15 protein-coding genes are annotated in these 21,421 nt (G+C 54.3%); 9 read left to right on the top strand and 6 right to left on the bottom strand.

Annotation, left to right across the window (positions count from 1 at the left end):
• The first annotated feature begins 132 nt into the window (after nt 1–132).
• Entirely contained in the window at nt 133–1,248 is a 1,116-nt protein-coding gene (gene macA / locus FN082_RS00735) for a macrolide transporter subunit MacA (protein WP_139537133.1), read from the top strand.
• Entirely contained in the window at nt 1,245–3,191 is a 1,947-nt protein-coding gene (macB, locus tag FN082_RS00730) for a macrolide ABC transporter ATP-binding protein/permease MacB (RefSeq protein ID WP_142980961.1), read from the top strand. The genes macA and macB overlap by 4 nt, the downstream gene beginning before the upstream one ends.
• Before the next feature lie 68 nt (nt 3,192–3,259).
• Here macB and cspD read toward each other — a convergent pair whose 3' ends face one another.
• The gene (gene cspD, locus FN082_RS00725; protein ID WP_004100627.1) at nt 3,260–3,490 is read right to left on the bottom strand and encodes a cold shock-like protein CspD; all 231 of its coding nucleotides are present in this window, start codon (nt 3,488–3,490) and stop codon (nt 3,260–3,262) included.
• A gap of 324 nt (nt 3,491–3,814) precedes the next feature.
• Here cspD and clpS point away from each other — a divergent pair, with 324 nt between their 5' ends.
• Both clpS and clpA read left to right on the top strand, forming a co-directional pair.
• Nucleotides 3,815–4,132, top strand: a complete 318-nt coding sequence (gene clpS / locus FN082_RS00720; protein WP_004100628.1) for an ATP-dependent Clp protease adapter ClpS — start codon at nt 3,815–3,817, stop codon at nt 4,130–4,132.
• 30 nt (nt 4,133–4,162) lie between these two features.
• Nucleotides 4,163–6,445 (top strand): ATP-dependent Clp protease ATP-binding subunit ClpA, encoded by a 2,283-nt coding sequence (clpA, locus tag FN082_RS00715; protein WP_139537135.1) that lies wholly within the window; start codon nt 4,163–4,165, stop codon nt 6,443–6,445.
• 114 nt (nt 6,446–6,559) lie between these two features.
• On the opposite strand, the gene infA is transcribed toward clpA, so the two are convergent.
• The 5 genes from infA to trxB all read right to left on the bottom strand — a co-directional run bounded on the left by infA (nt 6,560) and on the right by trxB (nt 12,499).
• Complete coding sequence (infA, locus tag FN082_RS00710; RefSeq protein WP_002211347.1) at nt 6,560–6,778, bottom strand: translation initiation factor IF-1; 219 nt, start codon at nt 6,776–6,778, stop codon at nt 6,560–6,562.
• 405 nt (nt 6,779–7,183) lie between these two features.
• Nucleotides 7,184–7,888 (bottom strand): leucyl/phenylalanyl-tRNA--protein transferase, encoded by a 705-nt coding sequence (aat, locus tag FN082_RS00705; protein WP_139537136.1) that lies wholly within the window; start codon nt 7,886–7,888, stop codon nt 7,184–7,186.
• 38 nt (nt 7,889–7,926) lie between these two features.
• Nucleotides 7,927–9,648, bottom strand: a complete 1,722-nt coding sequence (gene cydC, locus FN082_RS00700; RefSeq protein WP_142980960.1) for a heme ABC transporter ATP-binding protein/permease CydC — start codon at nt 9,646–9,648, stop codon at nt 7,927–7,929.
• Entirely contained in the window at nt 9,649–11,415 is a 1,767-nt protein-coding gene (gene cydD / locus FN082_RS00695; RefSeq protein WP_139537138.1) for a heme ABC transporter permease/ATP-binding protein CydD, read from the bottom strand.
• 115 nt (nt 11,416–11,530) lie between these two features.
• Nucleotides 11,531–12,499 (bottom strand): thioredoxin-disulfide reductase, encoded by a 969-nt coding sequence (trxB, locus tag FN082_RS00690; RefSeq protein ID WP_142463837.1) that lies wholly within the window; start codon nt 12,497–12,499, stop codon nt 11,531–11,533.
• Nucleotides 12,500–13,030: 531 nt separating this feature from the next.
• Here trxB and lrp point away from each other — a divergent pair.
• From lrp to serS, 5 genes are all read left to right on the top strand, one after another.
• A complete protein-coding gene (lrp, locus tag FN082_RS00685; protein ID WP_002439523.1) occupies nt 13,031–13,525 on the top strand; it encodes a leucine-responsive transcriptional regulator Lrp in 495 nt (164 codons plus the stop codon).
• 135 nt (nt 13,526–13,660) lie between these two features.
• Nucleotides 13,661–17,764: a DNA translocase FtsK gene (gene ftsK / locus FN082_RS00680; protein WP_142980959.1), complete on the top strand. Its 4,104-nt coding sequence runs from the start codon at nt 13,661–13,663 to the stop codon at nt 17,762–17,764.
• Nucleotides 17,765–17,885: 121 nt separating this feature from the next.
• Entirely contained in the window at nt 17,886–18,497 is a 612-nt protein-coding gene (lolA, locus tag FN082_RS00675) for an outer membrane lipoprotein chaperone LolA (protein WP_139537141.1), read from the top strand.
• 8 nt (nt 18,498–18,505) lie between these two features.
• Nucleotides 18,506–19,849 carry a replication-associated recombination protein RarA gene (gene rarA, locus FN082_RS00670; RefSeq protein ID WP_142980958.1) on the top strand — a complete coding sequence of 448 codons (1,344 nt, stop codon included), beginning with the start codon at nt 18,506–18,508 and terminating at the stop codon, nt 19,847–19,849.
• A gap of 90 nt (nt 19,850–19,939) precedes the next feature.
• The gene (serS, locus tag FN082_RS00665; RefSeq protein ID WP_139537143.1) at nt 19,940–21,232 is read left to right on the top strand and encodes a serine--tRNA ligase; all 1,293 of its coding nucleotides are present in this window, start codon (nt 19,940–19,942) and stop codon (nt 21,230–21,232) included.
• The last annotated feature ends 189 nt before the right edge of the window (nt 21,233–21,421 follow it).

Genomic DNA, 21,421 nt, shown 5'->3' with positions numbered 1-21,421 from the left:
CGGCATCGCCTCTTAGCAACCCTCAACTTCAATTAAACAAAAATTAAGCACAGCTTAAAATGAACGTTATTCTGTCGCCGCATTTAGATAGAATTGTTGCGGGTTCTGCGGGTTAAAACATCAGGAATTTTTATGAAATTAAATGGAAAGCGCAGGAAAGTTTGGTGGCTGCTGGCGATTGTCGTACTGGCCCTGGCTATCTGGGGATGGCGAGTACTGAATGCGCCGCTACCGCAGTATCAAACGCTGGTGGTGCGTAAAGGGGATCTGCAGCAGAGCGTGCTGGCGACCGGCAAGCTGGATGCATTAAAAAAAGTGGACGTTGGTGCGCAGGTGAGCGGGCAGCTCAAAACGCTGCGCGTCGAGATTGGCGATAAAGTCAAAAAAGACCAACTGCTGGGGATCATCGACCCTGAGCAGGCGGAAAACCAGATTAAAGAAGTTGAGGCGACGCTGATGGAACTGCGGGCGCAGCTAAATCAGGCGCGTGCGGAACGCAAATTATCGGCAGCGACGTTGTCCCGTCAGCAGCAGCTGGCGCAGCGGCAACTGGTTTCTCGTCAGGATCTGGATACCGCCACGGCTGATTTAGCGGTCAAGGAAGCGCAAATCGGGGCGATTGAAGCGCAGGTTAAACGTAATCAGGCTACCCTGGATACGGCTAAAACCAACCTCGACTACACCAAAATTTTGGCGCCTATGTCCGGGGAAGTGACGCAAATCACCACCCTGCAGGGGCAGACAGTGATAGCAGCTCAGCAGGCTCCGAATATTTTGACCCTTGCAGACCTCAGCACCATGCTGGTGAAAGCACAGGTTTCTGAAGCTGATGTGATTCATCTGAAGCCAGGGCAAAAAGCCTGGTTCACCGTACTGGGCGATCCGCTGACGCGTTATGAAGGAACATTAAAGGATATTCTCCCAACCCCGGAGAAGGTCAATGACGCTATTTTTTATTACGCCCGTTTTGAGGTGCCTAATCCGCAGGGTATTCTGCGTCTGGAAATGACCGCCCAGGTGCATATTCAGCTCTCTGAGGTGAAAAACGTCATCACGATCCCATTGAGCGCGCTGGGTGAAGCCATCGGCGATAACCGCTATCACGTGCGGTTGCTGCGTACCGGTGAAGTCAAAGAGCGTGAAATCGTGATTGGCGCGCGTAATGATACCGATGTGGCGGTGCTGAAGGGGCTGGAAGAGGGCGATGAAGTGATCATCGGCGAAGGTGCGGCCGGGGCGACGAAATGACGGCGCTACTGGAACTGCGTGATATTCGCCGCAGCTATCCCTCTGGCGACGGTAGCGTTGATGTGCTGAAGGGGATTACGTTGAGCATTGCCGCCGGTGAGATGGTGGCTATCGTCGGGGCATCCGGGTCTGGTAAATCCACGCTGATGAATATTCTGGGCTGTCTGGATAAGCCCACCAGCGGAACCTATCAGGTGGCGGGAACGGACGTAGCTCGCCTCAACGGTGATGAACTGGCGCGTCTGCGGCGGGAACATTTCGGGTTTATTTTCCAGCGCTACCATCTGCTCTCGCACTTGACCGCGGCGCAGAACGTGGAGGTCCCGGCAGTCTACGCCGGAGCGGAACGTAAAGCGCGTCTTGCCCGTGCTCATGAGCTACTGGTGCGATTGGGGTTGGGAGACAGAGCAGAATATCAACCTTCGCAGCTTTCCGGCGGTCAGCAGCAGCGAGTGAGTATTGCTCGTGCCCTGATGAACGGCGGAGAAGTGATTCTGGCGGATGAGCCAACCGGCGCGCTGGATAGCCGTTCCGGCGAAGAGGTGATGGGGATCCTTCACCAGCTTAAAGCGCAGGGGCATACGGTGATTATTGTCACCCATGACCCGCAGGTGGCGGCCCAGGCGGAGCGGGTCATCGAAATACACGATGGCGAGATTGTCAGTAATCCACCCGCTCTGAGTACCACGCAAGGCGGCGTGCTGCGCCAGCGCACCGTGGCCGAGCCTTCAGCCTGGCGTCAGTTCAGCAGCGGTTTTCGTGAAGCGCTGGTGATGGCCTGGCGTGCGATGGCGGCGAACAAAATGCGCACGTTGCTGACGATGCTCGGGATTATTATTGGCATTGCCTCGGTGGTGTCGATTGTGGTGGTGGGCGATGCCGCCAAGCAGATGGTGCTGGCTGATATTCGTGCTATTGGCACTAACACCATTGATGTCTATCCCGGCAAAGATTTCGGCGATGATGATCCCCGTTATCAGCAGGCGCTGAAATACGATGATCTGCTGGCGATTCAGAAACAGCCCTGGGTTAGCTCGGCAACTCCGGCGGTATCAAAAAGCCTGCGCCTGAGGGCTGATAATATTGACGTTGCCGCCAGCGCAGAGGGCGTAGGGGCGCAGTATTTTAATGTCTACGGCATGACCTTTAGCGAAGGAAATACCTTCAACGAGCTGCAGTTAAATAGCCGTGCGCAGGTAGTCGTGCTCGATAGCAACGCGCGTCGACAGCTGTTCCCGCATAAAACGAAGGTGGTGGGTGAGATAGTTCTGGTCGGTAATATGCCAGCGACGGTGATTGGCGTTGCGGATGAAAAACAGTCGATGTTTGGCAGCAGCAAAATTCTGCGCGTCTGGCTGCCCTATACCACCATGGCTGGTCGGGTGATGGGGCAGTCATGGCTCAACTCCATCACCGTTCGCGTCAATGAAGGCTACGACAGCGCGATTGCCGAACAGCAGTTGTTACGTTTACTGGAACTCCGCCACGGCAAGAAAGATGTTTTCACCTGGAATATGGACAGCATCTTGAAAACGGCGGAACGGACCACACATACATTACAGCTGTTTTTAACCCTGGTAGCGGTGATTGCGCTGGTGGTCGGCGGGATTGGCGTGATGAACATTATGCTGGTCTCAGTGACTGAGCGCACGCGAGAGATTGGTATTCGTATGGCGGTTGGCGCACGGGCCAGCGATGTATTGCAGCAGTTTTTGATTGAAGCAGTACTGGTCTGTCTGGTCGGTGGCGCGCTGGGTGTGACGCTATCGCTGCTGATTGCCTTTGTGCTACAGCTGTTTTTACCCGGCTGGGAAATTGGTTTTTCACCGTTGGCGCTATTGACCGCATTTTTATGTTCAACGCTGACCGGCGTTTTGTTTGGCTGGCTACCGGCGCGCAATGCGGCTCGTCTGGATCCTGTCGACGCGCTGGCTCGCGAGTAGCGATAAAAAAATGCCAGTCAGAAGGACTGGCATTTTGCTGGCGGGATGTACACAATGAAGCAAAAGAGTTATGCGGCTGTTTCTGTTTCTTCTGCTTCAACAGGGACAATCACGCTGGCGTGATTACCTTTTGGCCCCTGGTGAACATCAAACCGAACGGCTTGTCCGGCTTTTAGCGTTCTGTAACCATCCATCTGGATGGTGGAGTAATGGGCGAAAATGTCTTCGCCGCCGCCCTCAGGGCAAATAAAACCGAACCCTTTGGCATTGTTGAACCACTTAACAGTACCCATTTCCATACTTCGACATCCTTCGTAAATCTTATAAGTAAGATGGAATGAACCGGTAGTGGAGTGACGAGTTGTTCAATTGCTCGCCAACTCTCGCCACTACAATTTAGAGAAATCAGGAAATGCGTCAAGCAATTGACGCTGGGGGACGGTGAAAAATGCGTCAAAATTTGAAGCAGTTAACGCTATTGCCGGGGAATGTGACAGACGTCGCGGATGGAAGTAATAGATGATAATTATCTATGATCTATTGTAGATTTGTGATGTGCATAGCCTCTGGTCATCGACAGGCCACCGCCTGTTGGCTACAGCAACCGATGATGAACACTGACGATGAGTAAGAGAGACTGGTTGGACTTCGATCAGCTAATAGAGGACGAAGTTAAGGATGCGCTTAAACCGCCATCTATGTATAAAGTGATATTGGTCAATGATGACTACACTCCAATGGAGTTTGTTATTGACGTGTTACAAAAATTCTTTTCTTATGATGTTGAACGTGCAACGCAACTGATGCTGACGGTTCACTATCAAGGTAAAGCGATTTGCGGGGTCTTTACTGCGGAAGTCGCGGAAACCAAAGTGTCGATGGTGAACCAATACGCGAGGGAGAACGAACATCCGCTGTTGTGCACGCTAGAAAAAGCCTGAATACAGGCCACAAACTTGGGGGAGGTGCCTATGCTCAATCAAGAACTGGAACTCAGTTTAAACATGGCTTTCGCCAGAGCGCGCGAGCACCGTCATGAGTTCATGACCGTCGAGCACTTGTTGCTGGCGCTGCTTAGCAACCCTTCGGCCCGCGAAGCGCTAGAAGCGTGTTCAGTGGACCTGGTTGCGCTGCGTCAGGAACTCGAAGCCTTCATCGAACAGACCACACCCGTCCTGCCTGCCACGGAAGAAGAGCGTGACACTCAGCCGACGCTGAGCTTTCAGCGCGTGCTGCAGCGTGCCGTTTTCCACGTACAGTCTTCCGGGCGCAGCGAAGTTACCGGTGCCAACGTGCTTGTCGCTATTTTTAGCGAACAAGAGTCCCAGGCAGCATACCTGCTACGTAAACATGAAGTCAGCCGACTTGATGTGGTGAACTTCATCTCTCACGGTACGCGTAAAGACGAGCCGAGCCAGTCTTCCGATAACAGCGGAAGCCAGCCTGGCAACAGTGAAGAGCAAGCAGGCGGGGAGGATCGTATGGAAAACTTCACCACCAACCTCAACCAGCTTGCCCGCGTTGGCGGTATTGACCCGCTGATTGGCCGCGAGAAAGAGCTGGAACGTGCAATTCAGGTCCTGTGCCGTCGTCGCAAAAATAACCCGCTGCTGGTGGGAGAATCCGGCGTCGGTAAAACCGCTATTGCTGAAGGTCTCGCCTGGCGTATCGTGCAGGGCGATGTGCCGGAAGTGATGGCCGACTGCACTATCTACTCGCTGGATATCGGCTCGCTGCTGGCAGGCACCAAATATCGCGGCGATTTTGAAAAACGTTTTAAAGCACTGCTTAAGCAGCTGGAACAAGACACCAGCAGTATTCTGTTCATTGATGAAATCCACACCATCATCGGTGCGGGTGCAGCTTCAGGCGGGCAGGTCGATGCCGCTAACCTGATCAAACCGCTGCTCTCCAGCGGCAAAATCCGGGTAATTGGTTCGACGACCTACCAGGAGTTCAGCAACATCTTTGAAAAGGATCGTGCGCTGGCGCGTCGTTTCCAGAAAATTGATATCACCGAACCTTCAGTAGAAGAGACGGTGCAGATTATCAATGGCCTGAAGCCGAAATACGAAGCGCACCACGACGTGCGTTATACCGCCAAAGCGGTGCGTGCGGCAGTTGAGCTGGCGGTGAAATACATCAACGATCGTCATCTGCCGGATAAGGCGATTGACGTGATTGACGAAGCCGGGGCGCGTGCGCGCTTGATGCCGGTAAGCAAACGTAAGAAAACGGTTAACGTCGCGGATATTGAGTCCGTGGTGGCGCGCATCGCGCGTATTCCTGAGAAGAGCGTTTCCCGCAGCGATCGCGATACGCTGAAAAACCTCGGCGATCGCCTGAAAATGCTGGTCTTTGGTCAGGATAAGGCGATTGAGGCATTAACTGAAGCTATTAAGATGGCGCGCGCCGGGCTGGGCCATGAGCACAAACCCGTGGGTTCTTTCCTGTTCGCCGGGCCTACCGGGGTCGGGAAAACCGAGGTCACCGTGCAGTTGGCGAAGTCGCTGGGCATTGAGCTGCTGCGTTTTGATATGTCCGAATATATGGAACGTCATACCGTCAGCCGCTTAATCGGCGCCCCTCCGGGATATGTCGGTTTCGACCAGGGCGGACTGCTGACTGATGCGGTTATCAAGCATCCGCATGCGGTGCTGCTGCTGGATGAAATTGAAAAAGCACATCCGGACGTCTTTAACCTGCTGCTGCAGGTGATGGACAACGGTACGCTGACCGATAATAACGGCCGCAAAGCGGATTTCCGCAACGTGGTGCTGGTGATGACCACCAACGCCGGGGTGCGTGAAACCGAGCGTAAATCCATTGGCCTTATTCATCAGGACAACAGTCCGGATGCGATGGATGAGATCAAGAAGATCTTTACGCCGGAGTTCCGTAACCGTCTCGATAACATTATCTGGTTCGATCACCTGTCTACGACGGTTATTCATCAGGTGGTGGATAAGTTTATCGTCGAGCTGCAGGTTCAACTGGATCAGAAAGGCGTATCTTTGGAAGTCAGCCAGGAAGCTCGCGATTGGCTGGCCGAGAAGGGCTACGACCGGGCCATGGGCGCGCGTCCAATGGCGCGGGTGATTCAGGACAACCTGAAGAAACCGCTGGCCAACGAGCTGCTGTTTGGCTCACTGGTTGACGGCGGCCAGGTGACCGTTGAGCTGGATAAAGAGAAGAACGCGCTGACCTACGACTTCCAGAGTGCTCAGAAGCACAAACCGGAAGCGGCGCACTAAGTTTTTGTTGTCGTCAATGTCAAAACCGGCCTCAGGGCCGGTTTTTTTATGCACAATGAAAAGGCCGGGAAATATCCCGGCCTTCAGCATCTGGCGCTTTAAGCGCAAAAACGATCAGCGACTACGGAAGACAATGCGGCCTTTGCTCAGGTCGTACGGGGTCAGCTCAACAGTCACTTTGTCGCCCGTCAGAATGCGGATGTAGTTTTTACGCATTTTACCGGAAATATGCGCAGTTACCACGTGACCGTTTTCCAGTTCTACGCGGAACATAGTGTTAGGCAACGTATCAAGTACGGTACCCTGCATTTCAATATTGTCTTCTTTGGCCATCTAGTCCTCTGGGGTATCACTACCGTAGTTTTGAACCGGCAAGATAATGCCGAAGTTCAGCAAGTAAGTAAAGTTTTACGTATACCCGTCATACTTCAATTTGCATGTTCGTCAGCTGCGCTCATTCACCCCAGTCACTTACTGATGTAAGCTCCGGGGGATTCATTCTCTTGCCGCCTTCCTGCAATTTGAATTATTTAGGGTAAAAAATCGCCGAAGTAGTTTTGGCGCATTGCCCGGAATTCACACGGATAAACCGGGTGACAGGCGCAAACGTAAAGGGGGGAGTGACAGAACGATGGGCGTTATCTGACTCTTATTATTCCCAAACGGCGGCGGGGCAACGGGCAGAAGCTACTCTACCGCGCAATTATAACATCCCGACAAAAAATGTGCTGAAAACATTTATGCTTCGCCAACAAATAGCACCCGGGGTACCCAGAACCGCTCCGGCAGACGGTAAGTTCGCAGTACTGAAAGATAGTCAAGATAGTCTCTGCGAGGTATTTCTACTGCGCCCAGAGACGCCGTATGCTTATTGAGCACCTGACAGTCGATTAATTTCCCGCCATCCTGCATAAACGTCTGGCTAAATACCAGCAGCGCGGTTTTGGAGGCATTTTCAGCGCGGCTGAACATTGACTCTCCGCAAAACAGCGCTCCTTGCGCCACGCCGTACATTCCGCCGACTAGTTCATCACCCTGCCACACCTCAATAGAGTGAGCATGGCCCAGCTCATGCAGTTGATGATAGGCCTGGACAATGCCTGGCGTTATCCACGTCCCTTCATCGCGATGATCGGCGCAGCCTTCGATAACTTGACCAAAGGCGTGGTTCAACGTGACGCGATAAGGAGAGCGCTGGTGAAAGCGCTTCATACTGCGGCTGAGATGGAATTTTTCCGGCCACAGAACCGCTCGCGGATCGGGAGACCACCATAAAATGGGGTCGCCGGGTGAAAACCACGGAAAAATACCCCGCTGATAGGCCATCAGCAAACGTGCCGGACTAAGATCGCCGCCCAGCGCTAATAAGCCATTAGGTTCGCGCAAAGCGCCTTCCGGGGAGGGGAAGGCGATGGAATGATGGGAGAGCTGAACCAGCCGCATTTTTACCTCAACGCATCAGGCAGTGATTCTATAGTAGCCTACAGGCGCTGCTTAAACCGGTAGTATCGCCCTTGTTCAGCCAGCAGTTCTGCGTGACTACCTTGCTCAATAATCTTCCCGTTGTCCATGACTATTATCTGATTAAATCGCGCAAGTCCGCGTAGACGATGGGTCACCATGAGCACGGTTTTTTCGCGCATCACTTCCGCCAGTAAATCAAGTATTTGGCTTTCAGTCGTTGCATCAAGACCTTCGGTAGGCTCATCAAGCAACATAAGCGGCGCGTCGTGAAGCAGAGCGCGGGCGATCGCCAGCCTGCGAAGCTCGCCGCCGGAGAGCTGGCGGCCGCCTTCTCCCAGCCAGCTATTGAGCCCGCTATCGTCCAGCAGCTTGTCTAAACCGACGCGCTCAAGCGTTTCTGAGAGCTGGGCATCGCTGGCATCAGGGGAGGCCAGCAGCAAGTTATCACGCAGCGTGGCGCTGAACAGATGCACACGCTGCGGCACAACGCTCATCGCCTGGCGCAACGTCGCCTCATTAAGCTGCGTCAGCGGCTGATTATTGAGTGAAATTTCACCCTGGGCCGGATCCCAGGCGCGGGTTAGCAGCTGTAGCAGCGTTGATTTACCACAGCCCGTCCGTCCCAGTATGGCGATATGTTCCCCAGCTTTGACCTGTAAAGAAACTTTCTCCAGCGCCGGAGAGGGCTGCTGCGGATAGCTAAAAGTGACCTGATTTAAGGTTAATGAGACCCGCTCCAGCTTCTGAGCTTCACCCTGAGTGAAGGACACTTCCGGCTCTTGCTCTGTAATTTGCGTGATGCGCTGTGCTGAAGCGATAACCTGACCTAAATGCTGAAATGCGCCGGTTACCGGCGCTAAGGCCTCGAACGCCGCCAGCGCGCAGAAGACAAACAGGGCAATCAATGCTCCCGGCTGAGTATTGCCGCCAACGCCTTCTGAGGCGAGCCACAGCATCACGATAACCGCAATACCGCCAATCAGCAGCATTACGGCCTGGGACAGCGCCGTGAGTTCCGCCTGGCGACGCTGTGCATCCTGCCAACGCACTTCGGTTTTTTCCATCTGCTCCCGATAACGGGAACTGGCGTTAAACAGCATAAGTTCAGCTTGCCCCTGAAGCCATGCGGTGAGCTGCTGGCGATACTGGCCGCGAAGGCGGGTCATGCTTTCGCCTGCGGGTTTACCGGCGCGATAGAACAGCGGTGGCAGAAGCAGCAGGGTGAGCAGCATAATGCCGCCGAGCGTCAGGGCGAGGGTGACATCCAGCACGCTCAGACCGACGGTGACAACAATAATCACCACCAGAGCCCCAATCAGCGGCGATATCACGCGTAAATAGAGATGGTCCAGGGTATCGACATCAGCCACCACCCGGTTAAGCAGCTCTCCCTGACGAAAACGCGCCAGTCCGGCGGGGGAGAGCGGCAGCAGCTTACTGAAGGTAAATACGCGCAGATGCTGCAGGACGCGGAAGGTTGCGTCATGGCTCACAAGGCGTTCAAAGTAGCGACCAGCGGTGCGAATAATTGCCGCCCCGCGGACGCCTGCAGCGGGCAGCATATAGTTAAAGCTGTAAATGCCCGCCACGCCAACAACGGCAGATGCTGACAGGAACCAGCCGGATAGCGTTAATAAACCAATACTGGCCAGTAACGTTACGATTGCCAGCACGATACCGAGCAGCAGCAGCCATTTGTGCCGTTTGTACAGCGCCAGGTAAGGCAGTAATGCGCGCATTTAAATCTCCTCCTGACGATGGGCGAGCAGGGTCGCGAAAGGGCCGCCTGCGGTCGCCAACTGCGAATAACTTCCTTGCTCAACAATCTGACCATTCTGCATCACCCAGACGGCATCCCAGTTCGCAAGACCTTCCAGTTGGTGAGTCACCATTAACGTTGTTTGCTGCGTTGAGGCGTTGGTCAATGCCTGCATCACACGCTGCTCGCTGTGAGCGTCGAGGCTGGCTGCAGGCTCATCCAGCAGCAACAGGCGACAGGGTACCAGCAGCGCCCGAGCAACGGCGATGCGCTGAGCCTGCCCGACCGACAGACGACCAGCCTGATCGCCAACGGGCGTGTTAATGCCCTGCGGTAGAAGAGAGATAAATTCGCTAACCCAGGCTTTATCCAGGGCAAGTTGGAGTTGAGCTTCGGTGGCTTCAGGCCAGGCCAGCAGCACGTTTTCGCGCAGCGTAGCCGCTGGCAGCTGTGGATTTTGCCCAACCCAGCTCAGGAGACGACGCCAGCGATCGGCATCAAGGTTACGTAGTTCGATACCGTTCACCTTGAGAGAGCCATCATAGGGAAGAAAACCGGTTAACGTATTCAATAACGAGCTTTTTCCTGAGCCGCTTTGCCCAACCAGCACCACGCGTTCCCCCGCGCGCAACGAAAAGTTCAATGGCCCGGCCAGCACTTTACCCTCAGGGGACTTAATCAGCAGGTCGCGAGCTTCGAGGCTAACCATTTCATTATCGCTAAGTGTTTTTTCACCACGTTCAGCTTGCGCCAGTGGCGTCTCCATAAAGGTTTTCAGGCTGTCAGCGGCGCCAATTGCCTGCGCTTTAGCATGATAAAAGGTGCCTAAATCGCGCAGCGGCTGGAAAAATTCTGGGGCCAGGATCAGCGCAAGGAACCCGGACATCAAGGTGACGCCAACGCCGTAATGGCCAAAATTGAGCTCTCCCAGATAGGAGAAACCAAAGTAAACGGCGACCAGTGCAATAGAGAGCGAAGTAAAAAACTCAAGTACGCCGGAGGAAAGAAACGCCAGGCGTAGCACTTCCATTGTCCGTTGACGGAAATCCTGAGAGGCTTGACGAATGTTGTTTGTCTCCGCTTCGCCACGATGAAAAATGCGCAGTGTCTCCATGCCGCGCAGGCGATCGAGAAAATGGCCGCTTAGGCGCGCCAGCGCGAGAAAGTTGCGTCGGTTGGCATCCGCCGCTCCCATTCCCACCAGCGCCATAAACAGCGGAATCAGGGGGGCGGTACCCAGCAGAATGAGCGCCGCAGCCCAGTTGGTGGGGAAAATAGTGATGACAATCAGCAAGGGTACGCAGGCCGCCAGCGTCATTTGCGGCAGATAACGTGCATAGTAGTCATGCATATCGTCGATCTGCTCAAGAATTAGCGTCGCCCAGCTACCGGCGGGTTTACCCTGTATCCATGCAGGCCCTGCCTGCTGTAAGCGATCCAGAACCTGACGGCGAATCTCAAGACGGATGTGCTGACCGGCCTGAAAACCCACTCTTTCGCGCAGCCAGACTACCCAGGCGCGAAGCACAAAGACCAGTACCAGTAGCGTAAAGGGTAGTAGCAAAGCCGTTGCGGGGATATTTTCCATAATCATGCGATGGAGGATCCGCGCCAGGAACCAGGCTTGGGCAACGATTAACAGGCCGCTAACGACGCCCAATGCACGGGAAATCATCAACCAGCGACGGGAGATAATGCTTTGATCTTTTAACCAACGGGTTAATTCTTGTTGACGGGTTTTATTCATTGCGCGCTTTGCAGGTGTCGTTATGAGTATTTTTGGGCACGGCAATGTTACAACGAGGCAAAAATAAAGGCGACTTTTCGTCGCCTTCTTTACCTTTGTTACTGACTTGTAAAGATTATTTGCAAGCGTCGGCTAAACCATCGAGATAACGCTCTGCGTCCAGCGCTGCCATACAGCCTGTTCCCGCGGAAGTAATGGCCTGACGATAGATATGGTCCATTACGTCGCCGGCGGCGAAAACGCCCGGAATGCTGGTCTGGGTTGCGTTGCCGTGGATGCCAGACTGGACTTTGATATAGCCATTTTCCAGCTCCAGTTGACCAGCAAAAATTGCCGTATTCGGACTGTGGCCGATAGCCACAAACAGCCCGGCTACTTCCAGAGATTCAACGTTGTCGGCATGCTGCGTATCGCGCAGACGTAAGCCGCTTACGCCCATCTGGTCGCCAGTGACTTCTTCCAGCGTGCGGTTGGTATGCAGCACGATGTTGCCGCTTTCCACTTTGTCCATCAGGCGTTTGATGAGGATTTTTTCCGCACGGAAGCCGTCACGACGGTGGATGAGATGAACTTCTGAAGCGATGTTAGACAGATACAGCGCTTCTTCAACTGCCGTGTTACCTCCGCCAATGACGGCGACTTTCTGGTTACGATAGAAAAAGCCATCGCAGGTGGCGCAAGCGGAAACGCCGCGGCCTTTAAACGCTTCTTCTGAGGGCAGGCCCAGATAACGCGCCGATGCGCCGGTGGCAATGATCAGGGCATCGCAGGTGTATTCGCCGCTGTCGCCGATCAGACGAAACGGACGGTTTTGCAGATCAACGCTGTTGATATGATCGAAAATAATTTCGGTATCAAATTTGGTGGCATGTTCGTGCATGCGCTCCATCAGCAGCGGTCCGGTCAGATCGTTAGGATCGCCTGGCCAGTTTTCCACTTCAGTCGTGGTGGTCAGTTGACCGCCTTTTTCCATCCCGGTAATCAGTACCGGCTGCAGGTTCGCGCGCGCAGCGTAGACCGCAGCGGTATATCCCGCAGGTCCAGAACCAAGAATAAGCAGTTTACTGTGTTTGGCCGTGCCCATGAGATCCTCATAATTTATTGGCATACATGAGCTGGATTGTAGGGAATTTGTTGTCGTAAAAAAAGAGCGCAGCGGTTTTGTTAACGATATGTGCAATAGAAGCTGCCGATGAATTGGCGATTTAACGAACGAAGAATATAACTAATTCTACTGTCAGCAGGACAATTATAAGAGGAAAACATGAGAATCAACGGGGGAGGATAATGAATATCTGGCATCTTGTACTAAAAATCGATGTTTTACTTTGACAATCCCCTGTGCTTTTGCGAAAACATTCATGGAAGAAGAAAAGCAGTGTTTAGCGTGTGGCGAATTTTCATGCACGCAAATGCCATTTTTATCCGGGTTAGCGAAATCTACGCATGGTGTGGACAGACGCCATGCGTGATGTCGGTGACTGCCGTCAGGCAACGGACTTCTCACGTACCCCTGGGTTACCCAATGTCGTACGGGTAATAACAGGATGGACTCTGGCAGTGAAGGCTCAGAGTCGGAACAGGAGTAGGGAAGGAATACAGAGAGACAATAATAATGGTAGATAGCAAGAAGCGCCCTGGCAAAGATCTCGACCGAATTGATCGTAATATTTTGAATGAATTGCAAAAAGACGGGCGTATTTCCAACGTCGAGCTTTCTAAACGGGTGGGACTTTCTCCGACGCCTTGCCTTGAGCGCGTGCGTCGACTGGAAAGACAGGGTTTTATTCAGGGCTATACAGCGCTGCTCAACCCGCATTATCTGGATGCATCACTTCTGGTATTTGTTGAGATTACTCTGAATCGTGGCGCGCCGGATGTGTTTGAGCAATTTAACTCCGCTGTGCAAAAACTTGAAGAAATTCAAGAGTGTCATCTGGTTTCCGGAGATTTCGACTATCTGTTGAAAACCCGCGTACCGGATATGTCAGCGTATCGTAAGTTACTGGGCGAGACCTTGCTGCGCCTGCCGGGCGTAAATGACACCCGTACCTACGTGGTAATGGAAGAAGTCAAGCAAAGTAATCGTCTGGTAATCAAGACGCGCTAACACGGAACAGGTGCAAAATCGACGTAGTTTGATTACACTCCTGTTAATCCATACAGCAACAGTGCCGGGGAGACCCGGCACTGTTGTCCGTTTTAGCTGAAGGCAGGAAACAGCCTGATACCTGGAGAGCCTTTCTTGAGCCAGGAATACACTGAAGACAAAGAAGTCAAATTTACAAAGCTAAGTAGTGGGCGTCGACTCCTTGAGGCGTTACTCATTCTTTGCTCCCTTTTTGCCATCTGGTTGATGGCGGCCTTACTCAGCTTTAATCCCTCGGATCCTAGCTGGTCACAAACGGCGTGGCATGAGCCTATTCACAACATAGGTGGTACGCCGGGAGCCTGGCTTGCCGACACGCTATTTTTTATTTTTGGCGTAATGGCCTATACCATTCCGGTCATCATTATCGGCGGTTGCTGGTTTGCCTGGCGTCATCAGGAAAACGACGAGTACATAGACTATTTTGCCGTCTCGCTGCGTTTGATCGGCGCGCTGGCACTCATTCTTACCTCCTGTGGGCTGGCAGCCATCAATGCTGATGATATCTGGTATTTCGCCTCCGGTGGGGTGATTGGCAGCCTGCTGAGCACCACGCTACAACCGCTGCTGCACAGCAGCGGCGGGACGATCGCGCTGCTCTGTATCTGGGCTGCTGGATTGACGTTGTTTACCGGTTGGTCATGGGTCAGCATCGCTGAAAAACTTGGCGGTGTGATTCTTTCTGTTCTCACTTTTGCCAGTAATCGTACCCGTCGTGACGATACCTGGGTTGATGAAGGGGAATATGAAGATGATGAAGAAGAATATGAAGATGATGAATCTGCGAAACCGCAAGGTTCGCGTCGTGCGCGAATTTTACGTAGCGCTTTAGCACGTCGCCAGCGCCTGGCTGAGAAGTTTTCCAACCCAATGGGGCGTAAAACCGATGCCGCGTTGTTCTCAGGCAAACGGATGGATGATGCGGAGCAAGAGATTCAGTATAGCGCCAGCGGTGCACCTGTCGCCGCTGACGATGTGCTTTTTTCCGGTTCCAGCGCAGCGCGTCCGGCGGATGCTGATGACGTGCTGTTTTCCGGAGCCAGTGCGGCACGCCCTGGTGATTTTGACCCATACGATCCGCTGTTGAACGGCCATAGTATTGCCGATCCTGTGACTTCTGCCGCGCAGAATACTGGAGCACCGCAAGCTTGGTCTGAGCCGCTACCGGGTCATGAGGCCCAGCCAGTATATCAATCTCAGTCGGGATACCCGCCGCAGCACGCGTATCAGCCGGAACAGACTCCGGTACAGCAGCCAGCTTATCAACCCGAGCCTGCATACCCGCCGCAGCACGCGTATCAGCCGGAGCAGGCTCCGGTACAGCAACCGGCTTATCAGCCTGAGCCTGCATACCCGCCGCAGCACGCGTATCAGCCGGAGCAGGCTCCGGCGCAGCAACCGGCTTATCAGCCCGAGCCTTCATACCCGCCGCAGCACGCGTATCAGCCGGAGCAGGCTCCGGTGCAGCAACCGGCTTATCAGCCCGAGCCTGCATACCCGCCGCAGCACGCGTATCAGCCGGAGCAGGCTCCGGTGCAGCAACCGGCTTATCAGCCTGAGCCTGCATACCCGCCGCAGCACGCGTATCAGCCGGAGCAGGAGCCTGATCCGTATGTTCCGGCTCCTGCTGTAGAGCCTGAGGTTCCGCAGGAAGAAGTGAAGCCTCAGCGTCCTCCTATGTACTACTTCGAAGAAGTGGAAGAGAAACGTGCGCGCGAGCGCGAGCAGCTTGCCGCCTGGTATCAACCTATTCCAGAACCTGCCAGCCCGGTTGCGACAAAACCCATCGCGCCTCCGCCTCCATCGCCGGTCGATGCTGCCGCCGTGAGCGCGCTGGCTGCTGGCGTCCATCAGGCGACGAGTGCAGCCCCTGCTAGCGCCGTGGTGGCTTCGGCCGCATCTGCTGCGTCCAGTGCTGCCCCCTTATTCAGCCCGGCATCCGGCGGCCCTCGCGTCCAGGTGAAAGAGGGCATTGGCCCGAAACTGCCGCGTCCAAACCGCGTTCGGGTCCCAACGCGTCGTGAGCTGGCCTCCTATGGCATTAAGCTGCCTTCACAGCGATTGGCCGAGGAGCGTGCGCGTCAGGCTGAACATCAGCATTATGATGATGATTCGCTGACGGATGAGGAAGTTGCAGAGCTTGAGCAGGATGAGCTGGCGCGTCAGTTTGCGGCAGCGCAAAATCAGCGTTATGGCGACAACTACGCTACGCAAGAAGATAGCGCGGATGAGGATTCTGCCGCGGAAGCTGAGCTTGCCCGCCAGTTTGCTGCATCTCAGCAGCAGCGCTACGCCAGCGAGCAGCCGCCTGGATCGCATCCGTTCTCTGCTGCTGATTATGCGTTTTCACCAATGAAAACTCTGGTTGATGATACGCCGAGCGAGCCTGTGTTCACGCCGATGCCGGAAGTACAGCAGCCTGCTCCGCAGTATCAGCAACCGATCCAGCATTCGCAGCCTGTACAACAGCAGCCAATGCCGCCGCATCAGCAGGCACCTCAGCAGCCGCAAAATGCGCAGCATCAGGTTTATCAACCTGTACCGCAGTCGCTTCAACATCAGCAGATGCCTCCGCAGGGGCAGCATGCTGCTGGCGGCTATCCGCATCAACATGCGGCTCAGGGACATGTTACGCAACAGCCAGTTCCACAGCCGCAGGAAAGCCTGATTCATCCGCTGTTGATGCGCAATGGCGACAGTCGTCCGTTGCAGAAACCAACGACGCTGCTGCCGTCTCTTGACCTGCTTACGCCGCCACCGGCTGAAGTTGAGCCGATAGATACCTTTGCGCTTGAGCAGATGGCACGCCTGGTTGAAGCGCGTCTGGCCGATTTCCGCATTAAAGCTGATGTGGTGAACTACTCGCCTGGCCCGGTCATCACCCGTTTTGAGCTGAATCTGGCTCCAGGCGTGAAGGCAGCACGAATTTCTAACCTGTCACGAGACCTGGCGCGTTCCCTGTCCACCGCAGCGGTTCGCGTGGTGGAAGTTATTCCGGGTAAACCTTACGTTGGCCTGGAACTACCTAACAAAAAGCGTCAGACCGTTTACCTGCGTGAAGTGCTGGACTGTGCGAAGTTCCGCGATAATCCGTCGCCGCTTACCGTGGTGTTGGGTAAAGATATCTCTGGCGAACCGGTTACCGCCGATTTGGCGAAGATGCCACACCTGCTGGTAGCGGGTACCACCGGTTCTGGTAAGTCCGTTGGGGTCAATGCCATGATCCTCAGCATGCTCTATAAAGCGCAGCCGGAAGATGTGAAATTCATCATGATCGACCCGAAAATGCTTGAGCTGTCGGTCTATGAAGGAATTCCGCATCTGTTGACGGAAGTTGTGACGGATATGAAAGACGCCGCTAACGCTTTGCGCTGGAGCGTTAACGAGATGGAGCGCCGTTACAAACTGATGTCTGCGCTGGGCGTGCGTAACCTTGCAGGCTATAACGAGAAGATTGCTGAAGCCGCGCGCATGGGGCGACCGATTCCGGATCCGTACTGGAAGCCTGGTGACAGCATGGATGCGACGCATCCGGTGCTGAAAAAAGAGCCTTACATCGTGGTTCTGGTCGACGAATTTGCCGACCTGATGATGACCGTCGGCAAGAAAGTGGAAGAGCTGATTGCGCGTCTGGCGCAGAAAGCCCGTGCCGCAGGGATCCACCTGGTGCTGGCAACCCAGCGACCGTCGGTTGACGTGATTACCGGTCTTATCAAAGCGAACATCCCGACGCGTATCGCTTTTACCGTCTCGAGTAAAATTGACTCGCGTACCATTCTTGATCAGGGCGGTGCGGAATCTCTGCTGGGTATGGGCGACATGCTCTATTCTGCGCCAAACTCGACTATCCCGGTGCGCGTACACGGTGCCTTTGTGCGCGACGAGGAAGTCCATGCCGTGGTTCAGGACTGGAAGGCGCGCGGGCGTCCGCAGTATGTTGACGGTATCACCTCCGATAGCGAAAGCGAAGGTGGTGGCGGTGGTTATGAAGGAGGCGAAGAGCTTGATCCGTTATTCGATCAGGCCGTCAACTTTGTGACGGAGAAACGCAAAGCTTCTATTTCCGGAGTACAGCGTCAGTTCCGTATCGGCTATAACCGCGCTGCGCGTATCATTGAGCAAATGGAAGCTCAGGGTATTGTGAGTGAGCAAGGTCATAATGGTAACCGTGAAGTGCTGGCTCCGCCGCCTTTCGAGTAATGGCAAAGTTGGGTAAATAAGTGAAAATCAGCCTGTTCTGCTGTTACGCCGCCGTTGGTGGTCCTACATTAGGGGCAGAAGAGGCTCCCGCGTCGGGAGTGACGCACATTAAGGAACAACAATGAAAAAACTCGCAATCACCTGTGCATTACTGTCCGGTTTTGTCGTAAGCCAGGTATGGGCGGATGCCGCCAGCGATTTAAAAAGCCGCCTTGATAAAGTGAGCAGTTTCCACTCCAGCTTTACGCAGAAAGTGACCGACGGCAGCGGTAATGCCGTACAGGACGGACAAGGGGATCTGTGGGTCAAGCGCCCCAATCTGTTCAACTGGCATATGACTCAGCCGGACGAAAGCGTACTGGTTTCCGATGGTAAAACCCTGTGGTTTTACAACCCGTTTGTCGAGCAGGCTACCGCCACCTGGCTGAAAGATGCGACCAGCAATACGCCGTTTATGCTGATTGCCCGCAATCAGACCAGCGACTGGCAGAATTACAACATCAAACAGAACGGTGATGATTTTATTCTGACCCCGAAAAGCGGTAGCGGTAATCTGAAGCAGTTCACCATCAACGTGGGTCGTGACGGCACGATTCATCAGTTCAGCGCCGTGGAACAGGACGATCAACGCAGCAGCTATCAGCTGAAATCGCAACAAAATGGTGCCGTCGATGCATCTAAGTTCACCTTTACGCCGCCGCAAGGGGTTACGGTGGACGATCAACGTAAGTAGAGGCGAACGTGAGTAATCTGTCGCTCGATTTTTCCGATAACGCGTTTCAACCACTGGCCGCCCGTATGCGGCCAGAAAATTTAGCACAGTACATCGGCCAGCAGCACCTGCTGGCACCCGGCAAACCTTTGCCGAGGGCGATTGAAGCAGGGCATCTGCACTCCATGATTCTGTGGGGGCCGCCTGGCACGGGGAAAACCACGCTAGCCGAGGTGATTGCGCGCTATGCCAGCGCCGACGTTGAACGTATCTCAGCGGTTACCTCCGGGGTGAAAGAGATCCGCGAGGCTATTGAGCGCGCGCGCCAAAACCGCAATGCGGGTCGCCGAACTATCCTGTTTGTCGACGAAGTTCACCGTTTCAATAAAAGCCAGCAGGATGCTTTTCTGCCGCATATTGAAGACGGGACCATCACCTTTATTGGCGCGACAACGGAAAACCCTTCCTTTGAACTTAACTCTGCGCTGCTATCTCGTGCGCGCGTCTATCTGCTGAAATCACTAACCAGTGACGACATTGAGCAGGTGCTCAATCAGGCAATGAGTGATAAAACCCGAGGCTACGGCGGGCAAAATATTGTGCTGCCAGACGAGACGCGCAAGGCGATTGCCGATTTGGTTAACGGTGATGCGCGCCGGGCGCTGAATACTCTGGAAATGATGGCCGATATGGCCGAGGCCGACGCTTCCGGCAATCGCGTGCTAAAAGTTGAACTGCTGACCGAAATAGCCGGAGAGCGCAGCGCCCGTTTCGATAATAAAGGCGATCGTTTTTACGATTTAATCTCCGCGTTGCATAAATCGGTTCGCGGGAGCGCGCCGGACGCCGCTCTCTACTGGTATGCGCGGATTATTACCGCCGGAGGCGATCCGCTGTATGTGGCGCGGCGCTGCCTGGCGATCGCTTCGGAAGATGTTGGTAATGCTGATCCGAGAGCCATGCAGGTTGCTATCTCCGCCTGGGATTGCTTTACTCGCGTTGGTCCGGCGGAAGGTGAGCGGGCGATTGCGCAGGCTATCGTTTATCTCGCCTGCGCGCCCAAAAGCAACGCTGTTTACACCGCATTTAAAGCGGCGATGGCTGATGCTCGCGAGCGTCCTGATTATGATGTACCGGTGCATTTGCGTAATGCCCCCACTAAGCTGATGAAAGAGATGGGCTACGGGCAGGAGTATCGCTACGCTCACGATGAGCCCAATGCTTATGCTGCTGGAGAGCAGTATTTCCCGCAGGAAATGGCGAAAACGCGCTATTATCAGCCAACAAACCGGGGGCTGGAGGGCAAAATAGGCGAAAAGCTCGCCTGGTTAGCCGAACAGGATCAAAATAGCCCGATAAAACGCTACCGATAATTGAGGCGTTGCGGTAAGGTTGTCACAATATTTCCGTGGTCGCGCTCTGCGGCCATTTTTCTTTATTAATTCGATAAGCACAGGATAAGCATGCTCGATCCCAATCTGCTGCGTACCGAGCCAGACGCAGTCGCAGAAAAACTGGCACGCCGGGGCTTTAAGCTGGATGTAGATAAACTTCGCGCTCTGGAAGAGCGTCGTAAAGTTCTGCAGGTTCAAACTGAAAACCTGCAGGCGGAGCGCAACTCCCGATCGAAATCCATTGGCCAGGCGAAAGCGCGCGGGGAAGATATCGAGCCATTACGCCTGGAAGTGAACCAACTCGGCGAGCAGCTTGATGCTGCGAAAACCGAGCTGGATGCGCTGCTGGCGGAAATCCGCGATATTGCGCTGACTATCCCTAATATTCCACATGACGACGTTCCGGCCGGTCGCGACGAAAACGACAACGTTGAAGTCAGCCGTTGGGGAACGCCGCGCGAATTTGATTTTGACGTTCGCGATCACGTGACGCTGGGCGAGATGCACGGAGGGCTGGATTTTGCCGCCGCCGTGAAGCTGACCGGTTCTCGCTTTGTGGTCATGAAAGGCCAGCTGGCGCGTCTGCATCGCGCGCTGGCGCAGTTTATGCTGGATCTGCATACTGAACAGCACGGTTACAGCGAAAACTATGTTCCGTATCTGGTTAACCAGGACACGCTGTACGGCACCGGCCAACTGCCAAAATTCGCAGGCGATCTGTTCCACACCCGCCCGCTGGAAGAAGAAGCCGATAGCAGCAACTACGCGCTGATCCCGACGGCGGAAGTCCCACTGACCAACCTGGTTCGCGATGAGATCATCGATGAAGACGATCTGCCGATCAAAATGACAGCGCATACCCCTTGCTTCCGCTCTGAAGCGGGTTCTTATGGTCGTGATACTCGCGGTCTGATCCGTATGCACCAGTTCGATAAAGTCGAAATGGTGCAGATTGTGCGCCCGGAAGATTCAATGGCGGCGCTGGAAGAGATGACTGGACATGCGGAAAAAGTTCTGCAGCTGCTGGGTTTGCCATATCGCAAAGTGGCCCTGTGTACTGGCGATATGGGCTTCAGCGCATGCAAAACCTACGATCTGGAAGTGTGGGTACCGGCGCAGAACACCTATCGCGAGATCTCTTCTTGCTCTAACGTCTGGGATTTCCAGGCGCGTCGTATGCAGGCTCGCTGCCGTAGCAAGTCTGACAAGAAAACTCGCCTTGTCCACACGCTGAACGGTTCTGGTCTGGCGGTTGGGCGTACTCTGGTTGCGCTGATGGAAAACTATCAGCAGGCCGATGGTCGCATCGAGATCCCGGAAATTCTGCGTCCGTACATGCGCGGCCTCGAATTTATCGGCTGATTTTTCGACTCTCTTCTCAAAAGCGCCTGCGGGGCGCTTTTTTTTTACCCCCTTCTTGATACCGGGCAATAATCGACTTTGTGAATACGAAGATACTCCCTTTGGATTAACCAGCATAAAAAACTAATAAAGGCTAATTTCGTTATATATGCATCTATATAGCGGTTTTGAGTTAATTGTGAGCAACCA

This window comes from Klebsiella spallanzanii, assembly GCF_902158555.1.
In the GTDB taxonomy this organism is placed as follows: Bacteria; Pseudomonadota; Gammaproteobacteria; order Enterobacterales; family Enterobacteriaceae; genus Klebsiella; species Klebsiella spallanzanii.
This window is presented reverse-complemented; position numbering and strand designations above follow the sequence as displayed.

Excerpts from the sequence above, each read along its gene's own strand:
- macA (WP_139537133.1), top strand. The coding sequence starts at position 133 with ATGAAATTAAATGGAAAGCGCAGGAAAGTTTGGTGGCTGCTGGCGATT.
- macB (WP_142980961.1), top strand. The coding sequence starts at position 1,245 with ATGACGGCGCTACTGGAACTGCGTGATATTCGCCGCAGCTATCCCTCT.
- cspD (WP_004100627.1), bottom strand. The coding sequence starts at position 3,490 with ATGGAAATGGGTACTGTTAAGTGGTTCAACAATGCCAAAGGGTTCGGT.
- clpS (WP_004100628.1), top strand. The coding sequence starts at position 3,815 with ATGAGTAAGAGAGACTGGTTGGACTTCGATCAGCTAATAGAGGACGAA.
- clpA (WP_139537135.1), top strand. The coding sequence starts at position 4,163 with ATGCTCAATCAAGAACTGGAACTCAGTTTAAACATGGCTTTCGCCAGA.
- infA (WP_002211347.1), bottom strand. The coding sequence starts at position 6,778 with ATGGCCAAAGAAGACAATATTGAAATGCAGGGTACCGTACTTGATACG.
- aat (WP_139537136.1), bottom strand. The coding sequence starts at position 7,888 with ATGCGGCTGGTTCAGCTCTCCCATCATTCCATCGCCTTCCCCTCCCCG.
- cydC (WP_142980960.1), bottom strand. The coding sequence starts at position 9,648 with ATGCGCGCATTACTGCCTTACCTGGCGCTGTACAAACGGCACAAATGG.
- cydD (WP_139537138.1), bottom strand. The coding sequence starts at position 11,415 with ATGAATAAAACCCGTCAACAAGAATTAACCCGTTGGTTAAAAGATCAA.
- trxB (WP_142463837.1), bottom strand. The coding sequence starts at position 12,499 with ATGGGCACGGCCAAACACAGTAAACTGCTTATTCTTGGTTCTGGACCT.
- lrp (WP_002439523.1), top strand. The coding sequence starts at position 13,031 with ATGGTAGATAGCAAGAAGCGCCCTGGCAAAGATCTCGACCGAATTGAT.
- lolA (WP_139537141.1), top strand. The coding sequence starts at position 17,886 with ATGAAAAAACTCGCAATCACCTGTGCATTACTGTCCGGTTTTGTCGTA.
- serS (WP_139537143.1), top strand. The coding sequence starts at position 19,940 with ATGCTCGATCCCAATCTGCTGCGTACCGAGCCAGACGCAGTCGCAGAA.